Raw genomic sequence first — 17,877 nt, 5'->3', positions numbered from 1 at the left:
AACTACAAATCCTCTGTCCACAACAAATCATCGACTCTCACTTCCAATATCTTTGCCAACTGGATGAACATTTCAACATTAGGCTGGGCAACATTCGTTACCCACTTTGATATAACTGCAGGGTCTTTGTCAAGGATTTCTGCCAGTTGCTTATTCGTCATTCCCTTTTCGGCGAGAACCACCTTCAGACGATTGATTTTCTTCCGTTCCATATTTATGTAACTTTATTACGCCATAAAAATACTCATTATTTCTTAGAGTTTATGTATTTCCAAGCAAAAATATGACTTTGATTGAATAAAAAATATCTTTCAATTCATTTTTTCCTTATATTTTTAATTCTGGCAAACTATTTATCGCCTCACTTTTCAACTTGTCCACCGCCCGGGTGTATTTCTCAGTATGCTTCAATCCACTATGCCCTAAAAGACTTGCAACGGTTTTGATGTTCGCACCATTATTCAGGATGTTTACTGCAAAGCTATGGCGGGCGCAATGCCAACTGATGTGTTTATTAATGCCAGCACGTTTTACCCATCGTTTTACCGATTTGCAGCAACTCTCATAAGTAGGTAAGTTGAAAATGGAGGTATCTAAGTCTTCGGGAGCTTCTCCTATCAATGAAAGTAATCCATCATTCAGAGGAATGACGACACCACTATGCGCCGAATGTCCTTTTGTCTTATTCTGCTCAAACCTCAATAGGCGATTGGTATAATCAATGTTTTTGTAGGTCAAGTCTTTTACATCGCAGAAGCGCAGCCCGCAATATAGACAAAGGATAAAGGCTCGCCTGACATTGGGATTTTCGTTGTCGTAATGACATTGAATCAGTGATTGAATCTCATCCATTGATAGTACATCTTTACGCAGAATCTGTTCATCTACTTTGCAAACCACACCCTTGCAGGGGTCTTTCAACATCACTTCGTGGTCAATAGCGTATCGCACAACCTTCTTGAAACGCTGGTAGATGCTCTTTGCACCTTCACCAACACTTCTTGATTGCAGATATTCAACAAATTGTTCCATCATATCCTTGGTTATCAAGTCGGGCTTAATGCTAAACTCATAGAGTGGGTATTGCTCTTTCAGAAAATCCTTAAAACGATTCAAGGCTATCTTCATCATCCGCAAGTCTTTCTTTGTATAACTGTCAATGTAAGCCTGATAGTAGTCCAAGAAATTGATATTTCTATCTTTCTTCAGACGATAGCCGAGCATACTCTCCTTAAATTGCTGTTCACGCTCTGCACGAATCTTGGCAGCCAGTTCAAGCGTTTCTTTGTTCTTTTGCCGTTCCACAGGGGTACGGGGCTTGGCTATCAAATACAACTGCAAATTCTCTTTTCGCCTATTGTGCTTGATGTGTACTTTGGGTTTACCCACCATCTTACCTGTTTCATATAAAACAGGGTTACCGTCCTCGTCCAATACAGGTGTTTCTTCTCTACCAAGATAATACTCCAGATACAGACTTATCCGACCATCAGACAGCACATTTTGCTCTAATTTCGGGTTTTCCTTTGCTTTATTTTCTAATTTTGCCATAATTGATAGTTATGTACCTAAATGCGTATCAAACCGTGTTAAACCATTAACTCGTTTATTTTCAGATGTTTTCTTATTTTGCAAAGATACTAAAAAGTTCCGAATATCAAAGTGTACTAAAAGTGTACTATCTAACCAAAAACAGGAAAAAATGAGCAAAATTGACAAATATAAGAAAATCATAAAGTATTGATTATCAATTAAATATATTCTTTTTATTTCTCTTGTTTTCACGGCATTGTACCGGCTCTGGGTACTTGGAACACCTTGTAAGTCGTTGATTTACAAGGTGTTTTCTTTTTCTGAGGCGTTAAAAAGGTGTTAATTTTGAACGTATAACAGAAAGTTGGTCAAAGAAACGAAAAGAGGGAAGATGAAAAGTTAAAGAAACGTAGTACATCACCCATTTCTTTCCTTTTCTCACTGAATTTGACTATCTTTGCACCGTAAATAGCAGTTAAGTCATAGTATGAACGAACAGGAACAGGCAATAGCCAAGATTCAACAAACGTTGGATTATTGCATCCAGCAAACGCTGCGTTCGCTGGAAGATACCATTGAACGCAAAGCAGAAGTTCTTACGGTTAATGAATTGACAGAAGTTGAGCGGAGCGAGTACACCCATGCCCTGGATGAACTCGCTGTCATCTATTCCAAGTTCCCTGCTGTTCGTAGTATCAAGAGCTACATGCACCTTCCCAACTATCTTTGGGAAAGTACATTCATTGAGTCCTTGACTATGGAAGAGAAACGTAAATGGTTTCACAACCATAGCCTTGCCACATACGATGATTTTTGCAAAGACAACACCATTTTTGATGAGTCATTCCCCTACTTCTCTGTTGTCTATCAGGTTGTAGTCAATGAAAAGTACACTCAGTTTCTCAAAAAGAGGAATGACCAAAGGAACCTTAGTTCTTTCATCGTGATGGAGAAAGGTGAAAACTCTGTTTCCTCTAACCCCGAATCGATAACTGAACCTGCCACCGAAAATGTTCAAGTTGAGAAATACACTTTTGAACACTCGTTAAACGACCAACAAATTAACTCCCTGGTAGATTGTGTCAATGAGGTGCGGATGTTCAAAGGTAGCGAAGTGACCTTTGAACAACTGAAATCCATCTTTGATTGTCAGCCCATAGCTCCGCTCAGGTCAAGCAATAATCGTCTGTTAGCATTTTTCTTCGACCAACTTTCCAACCACTCATATATTACTGAAAAATGGCAATCGGCTATCTACAAGAACAACCTTTTCCTTTCGTCGCAGAAAGATTCCTTTGTAAACCAAACGGATATTTCCACGGCTGTCAATCATTGCCGGGACATTCTAATGAAAGGAAAGTTTGCCAAAATAAATCAGTATATCAACAATCTGAAAGGACTTTCAGAATAGGAAAAGACATCAAAGAAGCACAAAAACATTGACAATGGGTTGACACATCAAACATTGTCAAACAACCCTCAAACTTATTAGCGATACCTTTGCCCCCGAATTCAAATTTCGGAGGGCGCGCACTCCTATTGTCTCATTAAATAATTATAGAAATATGGACGCTAATAAGTCAATTGAACAACGCATCGAGGAACTGGAGTCCCTCGTGTATGCAACCAAGAACGTGCTGAGCTTTGATGAAGCCAGCAAGTTCCTCTCCTTGTCGAAAAGCTATCTCTACAAGCTAACCTCGGCAGGTCTTATTCCACACTACAAGCCTCAGGGCAAGATGATCTATTTCGAGAAGAACATCCTCGAAGAATGGTTACGTCAGAATCCGGTCAAGACCCAGGCACAGATTTCCAGTGAAGCACAGAAGTATTTACTTAATCGCAAGTAGGCTATGGAAACACGTAACTATAATCCCAGCGAGCCGATGACCAAGGACGAGTTCCGTGTCATCTGGCAGTCCATCCACTTGAAAGTAACCGATGAGTATACCGTTCCACCTGAAACTCTTCGGGTGAACGGTTCCACCATCGGTACGCTTGGTAACTTCAGTGCATCCACAGGCAAGGCTAAAAGCAAGAAGACCTTCAATGTATCAGCCATTGTAGCTGCTGCCCTCGCTAATCGTGAGGTGCTGTGCTACTCGGCATCATTTCCCCAAGACAAACGCAAGATACTCTACATTGACACGGAACAAAGTAAGTTCCATTGTCAGAAGGTGATGAAGCGTATTTTGCGATTGGCCGAATTGCCGACAGATGCAGATTGTCCTAATCTTCTTTTCGTTGCCATGCGAGAATTATCTCCAGAGAAACGAAAGACGGTCATTGATTACATGCTTTCCAACATTGAGGGTATCGGCCTGGTCATTATTGATGGAATACGTGACTTGATGTATGACATCAACAATCCGACGGAATCCACAGAAATCATCAATATGCTTATGCGATGGTCGAGCAGCTACAATCTGCACATTCATACAGTCCTCCATCTAAATAAAGGTGATGACAATACCCGTGGTCATATCGGAACCGAGTTAAACAACAAGGCAGAGACTGTCTTGCAGGTGACAAAGTGCCAGACGGATGCCAACATCAGTGAGGTAAAAGCCATGCATATCCGTGACAAGGACTTTGAGCCGTTCGCATTCCGTATCAATGAGGACTCCTTGCCGGAATTGGTTGTTGGCTATGAATGCCAACAGAAAACGGAGCGCATTGCACTTACGGAGCTACCAGACGAGAAACACAAAGAAGCTCTTTGCATTGCTTTCGAAAAGGGCGACATCCAAGGTTATAACAATCTGATTGTTGCCTTGAAGCACGGTTATGCTTCCATCGGCTTTGAACGTGGGCGCAATACCCTGGTCACACTCAACAAGTGGCTGATGTCCCGTGATATTATTGTCAAACATGACAAGACGTACAGTTTAGCATGGGGCATATATAGTGAGAATCAACATAAACCTAACCATCAAAACCTCTTTGATTATGACCATTGAACAAGCAAAACAAATACGACTGGAAGACTTCTTGCAGTCACTCGGACACACCCCTGTTCGACAAAGGGGTAATAAGTTGTGGTATCATTCGCCGTTGCACAGCGAAAGTACGCCATCGTTCAAAGTCAACACCAACCGAAACCAATGGTATGACTTCGGTATCGGCCGTGGTGGTAGCATTATCGATTTTGCCATATTGTATTACCACACCAATGACATTTCTCATGTACTCAAACAGATTGAGCGTGAGACACCCACCACAGCTGTGATTCCAATTTCTTCCTATCATCAGCAGTCTTCGGACCCAAGTTTCAAGGATGTAGAAACAAAACCTCTGACACATTTCGCTTTGGAAGACTATATTAGGAAGCGCAAGGTTGACATCGACATCTGTCGCCAGCATTGCAACGAGACCCATTATTCTCTTGGCGACAAGCGATATTTTGCCATTGGGTTTCCTAACAAATCTGGCGGAAGCGAACTGCGCAATCCTTTCTTCAAAGGTTGTATACCTCCAAAGGATATCTCTGTTATACGGCGCGAGCAGCATCATAGCGAGTGCAGTATCTTTGAGGGGTTCATGGATTATCTGTCTTTCCTAACCATGAAAAAGCGTGGATATGCATATGGCCGTTTAAGCGAGGATCAGGATTTTATCATCTTGAACTCCGTCACAAACCTGCCAAAAGCCATCCCCCTGCTTGAAGGTTATGACCACATCTATTCGTTTCTCGACAACGACCACGCAGGGCGTGAAACCCATGCAAAACTCGTAGAAGCATATGGCGATAATGTGGTAAGCATGTCAGAGCATTTTGACGACTTCAAAGATGTCAATGACCTTTTATGCTGGATTGAGAATAAACATGAATGAACTTGTGAGTGCTATGCAAGAAGTGCCAATGTCGAACAAACGGCTTCGCTGTTAGTTCGCTTATTGGCTTTCTTGCAGACGCTCGCAGGCTCGCATCAGATTAACAATTATCCATCAAAAAACAGAATCAACAATGAAAAAGAGCTCACATGAAAAGACCGTTGAAAGACCTTGTTTGGAATGTCGCTTGGCATTCCGGCTATCTGCAAAAGAGAAACAAGAAATAGAGGCGAAGGCAAAGCTATGTGCGATGTCGCCAAGTAGGTATGTTCGCAGATGTATTGTAGGACACAGCCCCAAGCTCCATCTTACGGAACAAGAGACTGAAGCCTTCATCAGCTTGGCAAATGCCCGAGGCGACATTGTGCACATCAAGAATGCCCTTAGTGGCAAAAGCCAGGAAGAACTGCTGCGCTACTTTCGTGATGCAAACTTCATGAACTATTGGATTCTTGCGACCGATAAACTTATCCGTCGCTGGTATGAAATCGAACGTCAATTATCAGAATAGCCTATGATAGCCAAAGCAAGATCCATTTCGCATGGAAGTATTTCCATCGACTATATTACTCGAATGGGAATGGCTGAGATTGTAAAACTCAACCATCTTCCCAAGGACGTTGAGGTGGAAGCCTGGTGGGCACACATGCAGGCTCACCAGATGAAGTTTCGGTATAAGCGTTCGAAGCATCGCCCGATGAAGAATTTCATGATACGCATTGAGATTTCTCCTGCAAGGGAAGAAACCGGAGGCTTTACTCTTGCTGATTGGGAGAAACTGGCAGAGGACTTCATCAAAGCATTCGATGGCATAGACCTCTCGAAAAAGACTGGCCGCACCTCCGCCGCTGGTACTAACATCGCCAATTCCCAATATGTTGTATCTCTACACCGCGATAGTAAATCAGGCATTGTCCACATGCATCTTGATTGTAATCGCATTGACATGGATGGTAACGTCAACGATGATCACGACATCGGTATCCGGGCTACGATGGCAGCCAATGAAGTGACACGCCAACGTGGATGGGTACAAGCAGAGCAGCGTTCCGATGAAAACAAAGAGAGAATCGCGTTTGACTGTATGAATGCACTTAAAGCCATGCCCAGGTTCTCATGGGATGTCTATGTTCAGAAACTCGCAGCCAAGGGTTACGACCTGAAACTGCGTTATGACTCCAATGGAGTAGTAAGAGGCTATACCGTCCGCATGGGCAACTCCATTTACAAGTCGTCTGAGTTGGGGAAGGGGCGTAACTTGATGCCCTCAAAGATTGAATCGACATGGCGTAAGCTGCATCCTTTGAATTCTAATGAGAATAGACCTCATTCAGCACAATCCGATAGTCCAAGATACACTGTTATTCTTCAGCCAAAGGTGTTGCCAAAAGTCGAGCAACCTATCTATTGCTTACGCAAAGTAGATGTGGATGGTCACACCTATTCCATTGAAATTCACGACAAGGCCCTTGATGCTATGAAGGATGAAGTTGCCTGTTTCAAGGTTAATAACGAATCGGCCGACCACATTCTTGATGTTGCTCTTTTGCTCTTCGCCAGCTACATTGATGCCGCCACATCTATGTCCGAAAGTTGCGGCGGGGGTGGGACATCTCCATCCTCTGGTTGGGGAAAGGATGACGATGATGATTGGGAATGGGCAAAGCGTTGTGCTCAGATGGCCCATTCCATGGTAACAACGCCAAAGCCCAAAATACGTCGGAGCCGAGGAAGATAAAACAACAAGCTTATGAAGAAATACAATATCAATCAAGAAGTTCCAGTGCCACCAATGCCAGAGGACACTAGTAATCCTGTCGAACACATGTTGTGTTCCATAAACCATCAACATGAGTTCTCTCAGGAAGAGAAACGGCTGGATGCCAGGATTGAGACATTGCGCCAAGCCGTTTCTGATTTAGATAGTCACATCACCTCTGCCAAGGAGATGTGTGACCGCATGATCGAACTTGGCAAAGTTATCGAGACAGGTTGCTCGAAACTCAGTGAGATTGCAGACTATATCACTGATTTGAAGCAGCAGATTGAAAACATGGTCATACCTGCCAAGATTACACCTGACTCCTTTGAGGAAGTCAAGAAACGTGTTGACGACTTGATACAGCAAGTTAATCAGCTGTTTGAAAGTCATCGACTTCAGCAACGCCAGGAATGGAATGTGCAGAACGACCACCTCAAATCTGTAGTGCGTGAGAACAAGGGAATCTGGCTATCCAGCAAAGTTTTCTGGTGGGCCATAGGCATCTTTGAAGTGGCCGTGTGTCTTGCCATCTACTTTGGTGGTAATGCCCTGCTCGCCGCCATTCGGTAACACACTAACAATGAAAAGCCCAGCCGACCAAGTGAATCAGTTGGGCTTTTATAATATTGCTTGAACACCAAGGCTTAAACTATTACTTCCCAGAAGCCACCTTTGTCTGGACCAACTCGACGAACAACACCTTGCTCTTATAGTTTCTTGATGTTTCTTGCAATGTTTCTCCTGTCAACACCTATGATTTCAGCCATTTTAGAGGTTGAAATACAAGGATCTTCCTTTATCAAGTCGATAATTTTCTGTGACGTTTTCTGTGACGCATCTGTGACGTTTTCTGTGGCATCCACCTTTTCTGTGACGTTTACATCCACCCTTTCATCATTTACAGTCACCTTTTCTGCTACCTTTTTCTGCTACTCATGAAAGTTTTCTGCTACTTCCCATTTTTGAACTAGCAGATTCATTTCAACGATTTGAACATTTTGCTGATGCATTTTTTCTTTTGGTCCATATTAGGGTGAACGTAAAGGTTGAGTGTTGTGCTGATATTCGCATGACCAAGTATGACGCTAACGGTCTTGTAGTCACACTGGCTTTCAATGCATCTTGTGGCAAATGAGTGGCGGAGCCCGTGAAATTTCAAATCCGGTATGCCGAGTTGTTTCAGTAGTTGCTTGTAATAGTTGCGGTAGGTACGCGGCTCTGTCGGCTTTGCCTCATTGGTTATCACAAAGTAGTCATCATTCATCAGTTTCTTTAGAGGACGGATAAGTTTCATGAGTTCCTTGCTGATTGGAATCTCGCGGATGGAGTTTTTCGTTTTGGGTGTACCAATGACCAGTTCTGTACGCCTTTCGTCACCTTCGATGATATAGATGCGTTCTATTGTTCTGTTCACATGGATGGTTTCTGCACCCAGGTCAATATCGCTCCATTTCAATGCACATACTTCCCCAATGCGCATTCCTGTACTCAGGCAGATATATATACCGAGGTTGCGGAAAGTGAAATTATCTGTGACATACTGCATCAGCTTCTTCTGGTGATTGATGGTTAACACTTCCAACTCTTTGACCTTCTGCTCTGTTGGGTACTTGATACTCCAGTCGGAGAATTCAAGCAGTTCTGCTTTTACGCCAAACTTCTGAATCATCTTCAAGACAATCAAGATGTCCTTCACAGTCTTCTGGCTCAGTCCGTCGTTCAACTTCTGCAGCGCAAAGGCTTGAACATCGTCCTCTGCTAAATGAGACTTGTCACCAAACGCTGGGAGAATGTGATTCTCCAAGATGAGGGCATAAGCCGACATTGTTGACTGCTTTACATACTGCTGCTTATCACTCTTCCAGAGGGCAGCAACTTCTCTAATCGTTTTCTTATCCATATTATTCTCTTTTAGGGTTATACCTACTTATATAATAAGGAATAGGCTGTAAAATTAGAGAAACAGAAGCATCAAAGTCCCAACTTTGAGATTCCCTGAGTTTAGTGGAGATTGGAAAGAATCTACTATTGGCAAAGAGTTTGAACTTTATTCAGGTAACACACCCAGCCGATTGGATAAGGAAAATTTTGTAGGTGATGTGAACTGGATTACGAGTGGGGAACTGAAAGACCACTATATTGGTGATACTAAAGAAAAAATATCAGAAAATTCTGCGAAAGAAAACAACCTAAGGCTATTGCCAGAAGGTACATTTGTGATTGCCATTTATGGTCTTGAAGCAGAAGGTGTCCGCAGTACAGGGTCAATAATAACCAAACAATCGACCATCAGTCAAGCTTGTATGGCTTTCACCCCTAAAGGGATTATTTCTAATGAGTTCCTATATTCATGGTATAAAAAGCATGGAAATGTTATAGGCATAAGATATGCGCAAGGGACAAAGCAGCAGAACCTCAGTTATGACATAATTGAAAAGTTCAAAATACGTTATCCGTCACTGCAGGAGCAAGACAAACTTAATTCTTTCATCTCTTTACTGGATACTCGTATATCTACCCAAAGCAGGATAATCAATGAATTACAATCTCTAATAAGTGGGATTACACAAAGGACTAGTAAACATTCGTCAGTAAGAATGGTGTTGCTCTCTGAGTTACTAGTAGAACGAAACGAGAAGAATACAGAACTTTTTCCTGTTCACTCTGTCTCTGTTTCAGAGGGTGTCATTAATCAGATTGATTATTTAGGGCGTTCTTTTTCTGCTGCAGACACATCTCACTACAATGTAGCTCATAGAGGTGACATTATATACACGAAAAGTCCCACAGGTGAATTCCCTTTCGGAATCGTGAAGAGAAATTCAGTAGAGACTAATGTCTCAGTATCGCCATTATATGGTGTATATAAGCCCGTTTCAGACGAAGTGGCGCTATATATACATTACTATTTTTGTAGTCCTCTCAATGCCCAGAACTATTTGCATAAACTGATTCAGAAGGGTGCAAAGAATACTATCAACATAACCAATCAGCGGTTTTTGGAAAATATCATTCCACTTCCAGACAGGAAAACTTTAACAGGATTTGTAAAATTAATAAGTGCTGTTTCTGCAAAATTGGAATTAGAAAAATCTCTATTAGAAACATTACAAACACAAAAGAGATATTTGCTTACACAGATGTTTGTTTAGTTCCACATTGGGGATATACTGTCCCTAATGAAAGGACTTGCGGAGAATTTTACGGCATTTACTCCTAACACTAAAATTGCAGATTGTCTGAGTTGTCATTCGTCTGTATTACTAGAAAATCAAGTAAAGAGCGAAGGCTACTATAAAGTTTATGGCGCAAATGGAATTTGCGGCTATAGCGATAGTCCGGCAATTTTAGAAGATGCCATCCTTATTGTAAAAGACGGTTCTGGTGTTGGGAATGTGAGCTACGCCAGTGGTGAATACTCAGTTATAGGAACCTCAAATTACCTAACTGCTAAGTCTGGGTATTCACTGAAGTATCTATACTACTGCTTAATGATTTTCAACTTTGTCCCTTATAGAACAGGTATGGCTATACCTCATATATATTTCAAGGACTACGGAAAGGCTTTGATTTATTGCCCCTCGTTGGATAAGCAAGTTCAAATAGCCACCTTACTATCAATGATTGAATGTAAGATTGAGGCAGAAAAAGCGATTACAGATTCCTACCAGCAGCAGAAGCGTTTTCTCTTGCAATCAATGTTCATATAAGAAGATTACGTAAAAGGAACTCTTTTTGATGTTGATAATGTGCTAAAATCTGATTCTCTACTTTGAGTTTGTTGTCATAAGCATTGAGTATTTCAAATATTCTATGTTGGTCATCAATAGATGGATAGGAAAACTGTTTCTTCAAAAAATCCGATTTCTGCAAATTGAATCTTGTACTTCCCTGTGCTAAAGGATAAACCTCACGCCTGAAACGACTTGAATTAAAAAAGTAAGCCATATATGGGGAAAAGACTTTCCCATCTATATTTCTTACGCCAAAACAGAAACTATTGAGATATGTTTCGGTATTATTACCGGAATATACCGCTCCATAGCATACTTCTTCTGGAGTTTCTGATGAAAGTGTGAATAACATATCTCCTTTCAACACTATATTCTGTTTCTCACCTCTATCAATTGATACCTTGTCGCAGCAATCATCATCCACAAAGTTGTTTGCATATATACATACATAGGTTATGTATGGTTTGCCTCTACCAAAATCCTCTGCGGCTTTTCCCGATAGTCCAGAATAATCCTCGCCAATGTCAGAGAATGACAAGGAATACGACAACGGCATAGAATCCTGCAAATAATCATTTAGTCCTTTCATTAGGGATTTCAACTTTTCAATTATCCTGATTTGGGTCGTGATACGCTCGTCTATAAGAGACAAGAACTTCTCTATTTTCTTTTGTTCAATTAATGAAGGCAATTTGACGTTTAATGCTAACAAATCTTCTGAGTCAAGTTTCCCTGCACCAATGCCTGTACCAGTTACCATATATTTAATCTTATTTTCATGGGACAGGATCCAATTCAATAAGAATAATGAGGTCGTATTACTATTAGGAATTATGCCTTTTACATCTTGGTTGAAAGCGACATCCACATCATTATAGCAGATTGGTATCTTATTCCATAGCATACTGCCACGCACAAGAAGCAGTAGATTCCCTGCTTTTAATTGTTTTGATCCATTACTTACTCCTTTTTTAGTTAAGTGTAAAGGCGTTTCCTCTATATGGGTATCATGCATAGCAATAGCAGAAACAAAAGGAATGTCACCTCCCCAATACTCAACGTTATCTATAGACGGTGTTCCTCCCGAAAGGAATTTGCATAAATCTTTCAAACGAGTATTATTCCATTCCCCACTAAACTCTGGAAATCTCAAAGTTGGGACATTAAGGACTTTATCTTGTTTATCTGCTGCCATAGTCATTCTGCCGTAATCTTGTTAATGAGTTCCGTTGTGGTAATGTCTTGCATCAAAGTAAAAGCAAACCACTTTTTGCCCAAGTCTTTGATGGATGCTCCAATGTGATAAACCTCATCGTCTATCAGTAGGAAGCGATCATGCGCCCTGTTGAAGTGTTCCACATTTATTGCAGGGTACTGAGTGTTGTGACGATTGATATCAAGCTGAAGTTGTCGGCTGATATGCTGTGTATAGATGGTAGCCGTTACATTATCTGCTCGTTTGTCAAGAAGCGTCAAAACAGCATCATCTACATAGTTGTCTATTAGGACGATGGATTTCATTGCCTTGCGCACCAAGTCACAGACGAATTGATAAGCATCGAATACCTGACCATCGTAGAAAATACCTTGTTGGGGCTGAGTATTAGCATCCAGCCTCTTGAACACTTCATCAATACGTCTGTCTGTTTCTATCTGATGGTATTCAATGTTAGCAAGACGCTGGAAAACCTGAGCATTGTTTGCAAGGAAGTGTCGCATGGCGACAAATGCGTCCATGATTCTGATGCTAACATCTATAGCCGTCTGGCTTCGTAAGACGGTAGATAACATTGATATGCCTTGCTCTGTGAATACATACGGGGCAGACGAAGAGTGCTTCAGAGTTTTGAACCGGTCACAATTTGTGACCAGTTCGTCCTTTTCTACATCAGAGAGTTGGAATCGGAATCGTTCAGGGAAACGGCTTATATTGCGCTTTACAGCTTGATTAAGTACTTTTGTATCAACACCATATAAGAGTGCCAAATCCCTGTCAACCATTACCTGAGTGTCCCTAATGGTCATAATCAACTGACCTATGTTTACCTGTTCGATGGCCATTGGGGATGTTGATTCCACCAACTGGTCACGTTTTGTGACTGGTTTTGTGGACTGGTCGCAATTTGCGACTGGTTGTTTATTCGCAGTCTTTATTGTCTTCTTTGCCATGTGATTCCCTATTCTACAATTCCCAATTCTTTCAGATACACCTCAATCTGCTTGTCAAGGTCTGCACGTTTGGCTTCAAGTTCCTTGATCTCGCCCATTACGGCATGAATGTCGATGGGTGCTTCTTCCTCAAATGTATCAACGTAACGGGGAATGTTGAGGTTATAGTCATTGTTGATGATTTCCTGCATCGTTGCCAGATGGCTATACTTTTCAATCTCCTTTCGTTCCCTGTATGTGTCGATAATCTTCTGTATATGCTCAGGACGAAGTTTGTTCTGGGTCTTTACCTTCTCAAACTCCTTGCTGGCATCTATGAAGAGTACATTGTCACCCTCCTTGCGGCATTTCTTGATAACGATGATACACGTCGGAATGCTTGTACCATAGAAGATATTGGCAGGCAAGCCGATAATAGCATCAATGTAATTACGTTTCTCTATCAAGAACTGACGTATCTTTCCCTCGGCAGAGCCACGGAACAACACACCATGCGGAGCCACGCAAGCCATCGTGCCACCATCGTTGAGGTGATAAATCATGTGGAGGATAAAGGCATAGTCGGCTTTTGACTTGGGAGCCAGCACACCAGCCTTGCTGAAACGATCATCATTGTTAAACTTGGCGGCAGCACTCCAGTCTGCAGAGAATGGAGGATTAGCCACCACAGCATCAAACTGGCGGTCACCAAATGCATCTGCCTCTAAGGTGTCACCATTCTGAATGTCGAAGTCATTGTACTTCACTCCATGCAGCAGCATGTTCATTCGGGCCAGATTGAAGGTCGTTGGATTCTTCTCCTGTCCGAAGATACTGTCAGCCTTACCACTTCTGGCGGTGCGCAACAATAATGAACCGGAGCCACAAGTGGGGTCATAGACATTCTTCAAACGGGTCTTGCCCGTTGTTACTATCTCTGCCAATATCTGGCTGACCTCCTGCGGAGTGTAGAACTCACCAGCCTTTTTGCCTGCTCCGGCAGCAAACTGACCAATCATGTATTCGTAGGCATCACCGAGGATGTCAATGTCACTGGCATCTTCCAGACCGAAGTCAATGCCATTCAGTGCTACCAGTACATCACTGATAAGTCGGTTCTTGTCATCAGCCGTCTTGCCAAGTTTGGGAGAAGCAAGGTCAATATCAGAGAATAGACCGCCAAAATCATCCTCACTCTCTTGTCCGATTGTGCTGTCCTCAATCTTTTTCAGTGAGCGTTCAAGTTGGGGTAGAATATTCTCCTTACGCCCTATGGCATCAATGATGGTGGAGAAAAGGAAGTCCGGCTCAACAAAGTAACCGAGGTTATCAACGCACATCGCCTTGATTTCCTCTTTCATCGCCTCGTCATCGCCCTGCCAAACCTTCTGAAAGGTAGTCTCGTCAGCCTCTAACTCGTCATTGACGTACAACTCTATCTTTTCAGACAGGTATTTATAAAAGATGAAGCCAAGAGAGAAATACATGAAGTCGCTTGCCGACATGTTTCCTCTCAGCGTATTGGCAACCGTCCATAGTTGGCTGCGTAGTTTCTGTTGCAGGTCTTCGCCCATATCTTGATTCTTATTTTAGTCCCAATTATATGTGTTAATGATTTCTCTCAGTCTTTCGATGATCCGTTTCAACATCGTTGAGCGTTCCATCAGTTTCAGTCCTTTCTTTGCACGGATTGCCTTTTGGATGATTTCTGGCTTCTCCCGGTGCAGATAGTCGTATTCCGAGATGAACTTCGTCAATGCCTCTTCTTCTATCCCCTCAAACACGGCAAGGCTGTGAACTGCATTATTCCGTGAAGTAGCAATATACTCATTGAGTCGGCTCTCCAAATCCATAGAGCCGTCTGCCTTTGCCTGTTGGAATCCTGCCTTGTCGTTATCCACGTTCTCACGGATGAAGTCATCTATCAGTTTCGACTTGTTGCGCATTACGGCATCCTTGATCATCGTATCGAGAATGTCCTGACGCTTCTTGTCATAGTCCTCTTCATCAGGATTCAGGTTGGCTATCAGTTCCAGGATATATGCTACGTTGATGACGTCACTATGAAGCAGTTCCAGACAGAAGTCTATATCCTCCAAACCACTTTCGTCATTATAGGGAATTTCTCCCTCTGCAGCCATAGTCGTAGCATCGACAAGAGGATTGATAACGCCGACAGTGATGTCCAGGTATTTGCTCTTGAAATCGGCAAACTCCTGTTCGGTCATGTAGAGGTCTGGATCATTGGTATTGTAGTCCTCGTATATCTGTATCTCAGCCTGCTTTTTGATGATTTCACGGAATGCCAATACGAAGTCACGCTTATCCAGTTCGCTTTGCAGTGTGTCGATATACTGTGGCTTGGGGTATTTCTTTAGGAACTCAATAGTGAGATTGTTCAGTTCCTTTTTCACTTCTTCAAATGGCTCACGGATGATAAATTCATTCGGCTGGTTGTTGCTGAACAACTTGATAGCAGCATCCACGTTATCCTTCAAGTCACGGAAACATACCACCTTGCCAAAGCGTTTCTTCTCGTTCAGCACACGGTTGGTACGACTGAATGCCTGCAGCAGTCCGTGATATTCCAGATTCTTATCCACATAGAGCGTGTTCAACTTCTTCGCATCGAAGCCCGTAAGGAACATACCTACAACCAATAGTAGGTCAAGAGGTTCCATATCCGGCTTTTTCTTCTTCATACGCAAGTTGATGTCATCGTAATATGCGCTGAAGTTCTCCGTCGTGAATGCCGTATTGAACATATCATTATAGTCGTCCATGATGGCTTGCAACTCGTCAGAGGTCACCTTGTCATCTGCAAAGCCTTGGTTCATGCCTGTCTGTGCATCGTCCTGACTCTCGTTGGCAGCGTAAGTGAATACGGCTCCAATCTTGATTTTCGGATTCAATGATTTGAATATCTTGTAGTATTTCAAGAGCATGGGAACGGACTGGATGGCAAATAGAGCATTAAACTCCCCGTCAAATGTTGACTTGTTGAAGTTGTTGAGGATGAACTGTGCTATCTCCGTCATGCGCTTCTCACTGAATAAGTCAATATTCTGCTGTCCCTTGTAGTATTCTACAAGGAATCCAAGCACATTTTCGTCCGCAATAGCATCCTTGATGAGATATTTGTGCAGACAGTCACCAAAGACTTCTGCCGTCGTATGCTCCTGCTTGGCGTTTTCAGCAAATATAGGCGTACCTGTGAAACCGAATATCTGTAAGTTATTGAAGAACTTCACGATGTTCTTATGACATTCGCCGAAGTGACTGCGATGGCACTCGTCGAATATCATTACCACCTTCTGGTCACGCACACCCTGCAACCGCTTATTGTAGTATTCGCGAGTAACGGCAACATTCAGTTTCTGTATCGTAGTGATGATAATCTTACTGTCACTGCGTAACCGCTTGATAAGTTCCTTGGTGTTGTCCGTGTTGTCAACGGCACCCGGCTCAAACGCTTCATACTCCGATTGTGTCTGGGTATCGAGGTCGTGGCGGTCAACGACAAACATCACCTTGTCAATACCATCAATCTCACTCACTAACTGAGCCGCCTTGAACGATGTCAAGGTCTTACCTGCTCCTGTAGTGTGCCAGATGTAGCCGTTCTTATTAGAATTCTGCACTCGGTCGAGTATCTGCTCCACAGCATAGAACTGATAGGGGCGAAGCACCATTAGGCACTTATCGCCCTCATGCAGTACTATATACTTGCTTATCATCTTGCCAAGATTGCACTTGTCAAAAAAGAAGTAGGCAAACTTACTCAGGTCGTTGAAAGGTACGTTTTCTGCATCCGTCCAGTTGAACGTGAACTTATAGCCGCTATTGGGGTTGTTTGCAAAGTAACGGGTATTTACACCGTTGCTGATAACGAAGAGTTGGATGTAATCAAAAAGCCCGTGAAACGAAGTCTTGTGGTATCGTTGAATCTGGTTGTATGCCTGTTTTAACTCCACACCACGCTTCTTCAACTCTATCTGTACCAGTGGCAAACCGTTGATGAGGATGGTAACGTCATAACGGCACTTCTTTCGTCCCTCAACGGTTATCTGATTGCTGACCTGAAACTCGTTTTGGCACCAGTGCTGCTTGTTGATGAACTCAATCCACACACGTTCACCGTTCTCTAACTGGAAGTTCTTCAGGTCACGGAGCTTCTTTGCCTTCTCAAAGCGGGTACCACCCTCCAAGTAGAGCAGTATCTTGTCGAACTCCTTATCGGTAAAGTGTTCACGACCATGCGCAGCCAGCTCCTTATGGTTGTGCTTCTCCAACTGCACCTTGAAATTAGCAAGCAAATTCTCTTCCTCCTTGATGGAAACGTACTCGTAGCTCATTTCCGTCAGGGTCTTTATCAGTCCTTGCTCCAGTATCTCTTCGCTCTGCGTCATATTCGAATCAAATCATGTTGAACAACATTAGAGATACAATATCTCCAATATAATCAATTTGCGGCACAAAGGTACTAATTTTTAGTCGAAAAATTGCATTAACGGTCTAAAAACAAGCATTATTCACATTATTATATACGCGAGTTCGGGATAAGATTACCATGCAAATAGCTCTAATTGTCTTGATTTCTCCACATGCACTGGCAGCGCCTCCGGCTTGTTGTCAAAGAAACAGTAGGCCGCGAGAGCCGAGCATAGGTTCATCATAAAGTTGTGTATGGACCGGTGTCGTGAATGCACGAGGTTGGCCTTGTTCTTGAGCAATTCGTTGATACACTCGATGATGTACCTTTTTCTGAGCATGATCTTGTCCCACATGGGCATGAGCTTATTCTTCATGTTGGCCTTGAGGCCATGCACGAGATGGATGCCCTGGTCGAAGAGATGCTCGAAGAGT

General features: G+C 42.6%; 18 protein-coding genes. 9 read left to right on the top strand and 9 right to left on the bottom strand.

Features of this window, described 5'->3' with window-relative positions:
• Positions 1-2 precede the first annotated feature (2 nt).
• Positions 3-212 carry a helix-turn-helix transcriptional regulator gene (locus BM114_RS12665; protein ID WP_092113965.1) on the bottom strand — a complete coding sequence of 70 codons (210 nt, stop codon included), beginning with the start codon at positions 210-212 and terminating at the stop codon, positions 3-5.
• Positions 213-327: 115 nt separating this feature from the next.
• On the bottom strand, positions 328-1,551 hold the full coding sequence (locus tag BM114_RS12660) for a site-specific integrase (protein WP_092113963.1): 1,224 nt from the start codon (positions 1,549-1,551) through the stop codon (positions 328-330).
• Positions 1,552-2,020: 469 nt separating this feature from the next.
• Between BM114_RS12660 and BM114_RS12655 the strand changes: the two genes are divergently transcribed.
• The 7 genes from BM114_RS12655 (at position 2,021) to BM114_RS12625 (ending at position 7,699) form a co-directional block, all read left to right on the top strand.
• Complete coding sequence (locus BM114_RS12655) at positions 2,021-2,944, top strand: hypothetical protein (RefSeq protein WP_092113961.1); 924 nt, start codon at positions 2,021-2,023, stop codon at positions 2,942-2,944.
• A 154-nt stretch (positions 2,945-3,098) separates the two neighbouring features.
• Positions 3,099-3,383 carry a helix-turn-helix domain-containing protein gene (locus tag BM114_RS12650; protein WP_092113960.1) on the top strand — a complete coding sequence of 95 codons (285 nt, stop codon included), beginning with the start codon at positions 3,099-3,101 and terminating at the stop codon, positions 3,381-3,383.
• A gap of 3 nt (positions 3,384-3,386) precedes the next feature.
• Positions 3,387-4,493 (top strand): AAA family ATPase, encoded by a 1,107-nt coding sequence (locus tag BM114_RS12645; protein ID WP_092113959.1) that lies wholly within the window; start codon positions 3,387-3,389, stop codon positions 4,491-4,493.
• Positions 4,483-5,367: a toprim domain-containing protein gene (locus tag BM114_RS12640; RefSeq protein WP_092113957.1), complete on the top strand. Its 885-nt coding sequence runs from the start codon at positions 4,483-4,485 to the stop codon at positions 5,365-5,367. Before BM114_RS12645 ends, BM114_RS12640 begins: the two co-directional genes overlap by 11 nt.
• 133 nt (positions 5,368-5,500) lie before the next feature.
• Positions 5,501-5,878 (top strand): plasmid mobilization protein, encoded by a 378-nt coding sequence (locus BM114_RS12635; protein ID WP_143089342.1) that lies wholly within the window; start codon positions 5,501-5,503, stop codon positions 5,876-5,878.
• Positions 5,879-5,881: 3 nt separating this feature from the next.
• Positions 5,882-7,105, top strand: coding sequence for a relaxase/mobilization nuclease domain-containing protein (locus BM114_RS12630; protein WP_143089341.1), 1,224 nt, complete (start codon positions 5,882-5,884; stop codon positions 7,103-7,105).
• A gap of 87 nt (positions 7,106-7,192) precedes the next feature.
• Positions 7,193-7,699 carry a hypothetical protein gene (locus tag BM114_RS12625; RefSeq protein ID WP_092113951.1) on the top strand — a complete coding sequence of 169 codons (507 nt, stop codon included), beginning with the start codon at positions 7,193-7,195 and terminating at the stop codon, positions 7,697-7,699.
• Between the two features lie 137 nt (positions 7,700-7,836).
• On the opposite strand, the gene BM114_RS12620 is transcribed toward BM114_RS12625, so the two are convergent.
• Positions 7,837-8,037 carry a winged helix-turn-helix domain-containing protein gene (locus tag BM114_RS12620; RefSeq protein WP_092113949.1) on the bottom strand — a complete coding sequence of 67 codons (201 nt, stop codon included), beginning with the start codon at positions 8,035-8,037 and terminating at the stop codon, positions 7,837-7,839.
• A 68-nt stretch (positions 8,038-8,105) separates the two neighbouring features.
• Complete coding sequence (locus BM114_RS12615) at positions 8,106-9,029, bottom strand: tyrosine-type recombinase/integrase (RefSeq protein ID WP_092113948.1); 924 nt, start codon at positions 9,027-9,029, stop codon at positions 8,106-8,108.
• A gap of 85 nt (positions 9,030-9,114) precedes the next feature.
• On the opposite strand from BM114_RS12615, the gene BM114_RS12610 reads away from it, so the two are divergent.
• Together BM114_RS12610 and BM114_RS12605 are read left to right on the top strand one after the other, a co-directional pair.
• Entirely contained in the window at positions 9,115-10,281 is a 1,167-nt protein-coding gene (locus BM114_RS12610; protein WP_255406519.1) for a restriction endonuclease subunit S, read from the top strand.
• A gap of 27 nt (positions 10,282-10,308) precedes the next feature.
• Positions 10,309-10,839 carry a restriction endonuclease subunit S gene (locus BM114_RS12605; protein WP_092113945.1) on the top strand — a complete coding sequence of 177 codons (531 nt, stop codon included), beginning with the start codon at positions 10,309-10,311 and terminating at the stop codon, positions 10,837-10,839.
• Here BM114_RS12605 and BM114_RS12600 read toward each other — a convergent pair.
• The 5 genes from BM114_RS12600 to BM114_RS12580 form a co-directional block, all read right to left on the bottom strand.
• Positions 10,832-12,058 (bottom strand): restriction endonuclease subunit S, encoded by a 1,227-nt coding sequence (locus BM114_RS12600; protein WP_177207123.1) that lies wholly within the window; start codon positions 12,056-12,058, stop codon positions 10,832-10,834. The genes BM114_RS12605 and BM114_RS12600 overlap by 8 nt on opposite strands.
• Before the next feature lie 2 nt (positions 12,059-12,060).
• Positions 12,061-13,032 carry an ORF6N domain-containing protein gene (locus BM114_RS12595; protein WP_092113942.1) on the bottom strand — a complete coding sequence of 324 codons (972 nt, stop codon included), beginning with the start codon at positions 13,030-13,032 and terminating at the stop codon, positions 12,061-12,063.
• 8 nt (positions 13,033-13,040) lie between these two features.
• Positions 13,041-14,585: a type I restriction-modification system subunit M gene (locus BM114_RS12590; protein WP_092113940.1), complete on the bottom strand. Its 1,545-nt coding sequence runs from the start codon at positions 14,583-14,585 to the stop codon at positions 13,041-13,043.
• A gap of 15 nt (positions 14,586-14,600) precedes the next feature.
• A complete protein-coding gene (locus BM114_RS12585) occupies positions 14,601-17,420 on the bottom strand; it encodes a type I restriction endonuclease subunit R (protein ID WP_092113937.1) in 2,820 nt (939 codons plus the stop codon).
• Positions 17,421-17,576: 156 nt separating this feature from the next.
• The coding region (locus tag BM114_RS12580; protein ID WP_218151482.1) for a transposase at positions 17,577-17,877 on the bottom strand (301 nt) is incomplete at its 5' end.

Source organism: Prevotella sp. KH2C16 (assembly GCF_900113305.1).
GTDB lineage: Bacteria > Bacteroidota > Bacteroidia > Bacteroidales > Bacteroidaceae > Prevotella.
Note: the sequence above shows the minus strand (reverse complement) of the source record. Positions and strands in the feature narration are given on the sequence as shown.

Excerpts from the sequence above, each read along its gene's own strand:
- BM114_RS12665 (WP_092113965.1), bottom strand. The coding sequence starts at position 212 with ATGGAACGGAAGAAAATCAATCGTCTGAAGGTGGTTCTCGCCGAAAAG.
- BM114_RS12660 (WP_092113963.1), bottom strand. The coding sequence starts at position 1,551 with ATGGCAAAATTAGAAAATAAAGCAAAGGAAAACCCGAAATTAGAGCAA.
- BM114_RS12655 (WP_092113961.1), top strand. The coding sequence starts at position 2,021 with ATGAACGAACAGGAACAGGCAATAGCCAAGATTCAACAAACGTTGGAT.
- BM114_RS12650 (WP_092113960.1), top strand. The coding sequence starts at position 3,099 with ATGGACGCTAATAAGTCAATTGAACAACGCATCGAGGAACTGGAGTCC.
- BM114_RS12645 (WP_092113959.1), top strand. The coding sequence starts at position 3,387 with ATGGAAACACGTAACTATAATCCCAGCGAGCCGATGACCAAGGACGAG.
- BM114_RS12640 (WP_092113957.1), top strand. The coding sequence starts at position 4,483 with ATGACCATTGAACAAGCAAAACAAATACGACTGGAAGACTTCTTGCAG.
- BM114_RS12635 (WP_143089342.1), top strand. The coding sequence starts at position 5,501 with ATGAAAAAGAGCTCACATGAAAAGACCGTTGAAAGACCTTGTTTGGAA.
- BM114_RS12630 (WP_143089341.1), top strand. The coding sequence starts at position 5,882 with ATGATAGCCAAAGCAAGATCCATTTCGCATGGAAGTATTTCCATCGAC.
- BM114_RS12625 (WP_092113951.1), top strand. The coding sequence starts at position 7,193 with ATGTTGTGTTCCATAAACCATCAACATGAGTTCTCTCAGGAAGAGAAA.
- BM114_RS12615 (WP_092113948.1), bottom strand. The coding sequence starts at position 9,029 with ATGGATAAGAAAACGATTAGAGAAGTTGCTGCCCTCTGGAAGAGTGAT.
- BM114_RS12605 (WP_092113945.1), top strand. The coding sequence starts at position 10,309 with ATGAAAGGACTTGCGGAGAATTTTACGGCATTTACTCCTAACACTAAA.
- BM114_RS12600 (WP_177207123.1), bottom strand. The coding sequence starts at position 12,058 with ATGGCAGCAGATAAACAAGATAAAGTCCTTAATGTCCCAACTTTGAGA.
- BM114_RS12595 (WP_092113942.1), bottom strand. The coding sequence starts at position 13,032 with ATGGCAAAGAAGACAATAAAGACTGCGAATAAACAACCAGTCGCAAAT.
- BM114_RS12590 (WP_092113940.1), bottom strand. The coding sequence starts at position 14,585 with ATGGGCGAAGACCTGCAACAGAAACTACGCAGCCAACTATGGACGGTT.
- BM114_RS12585 (WP_092113937.1), bottom strand. The coding sequence starts at position 17,420 with ATGACGCAGAGCGAAGAGATACTGGAGCAAGGACTGATAAAGACCCTG.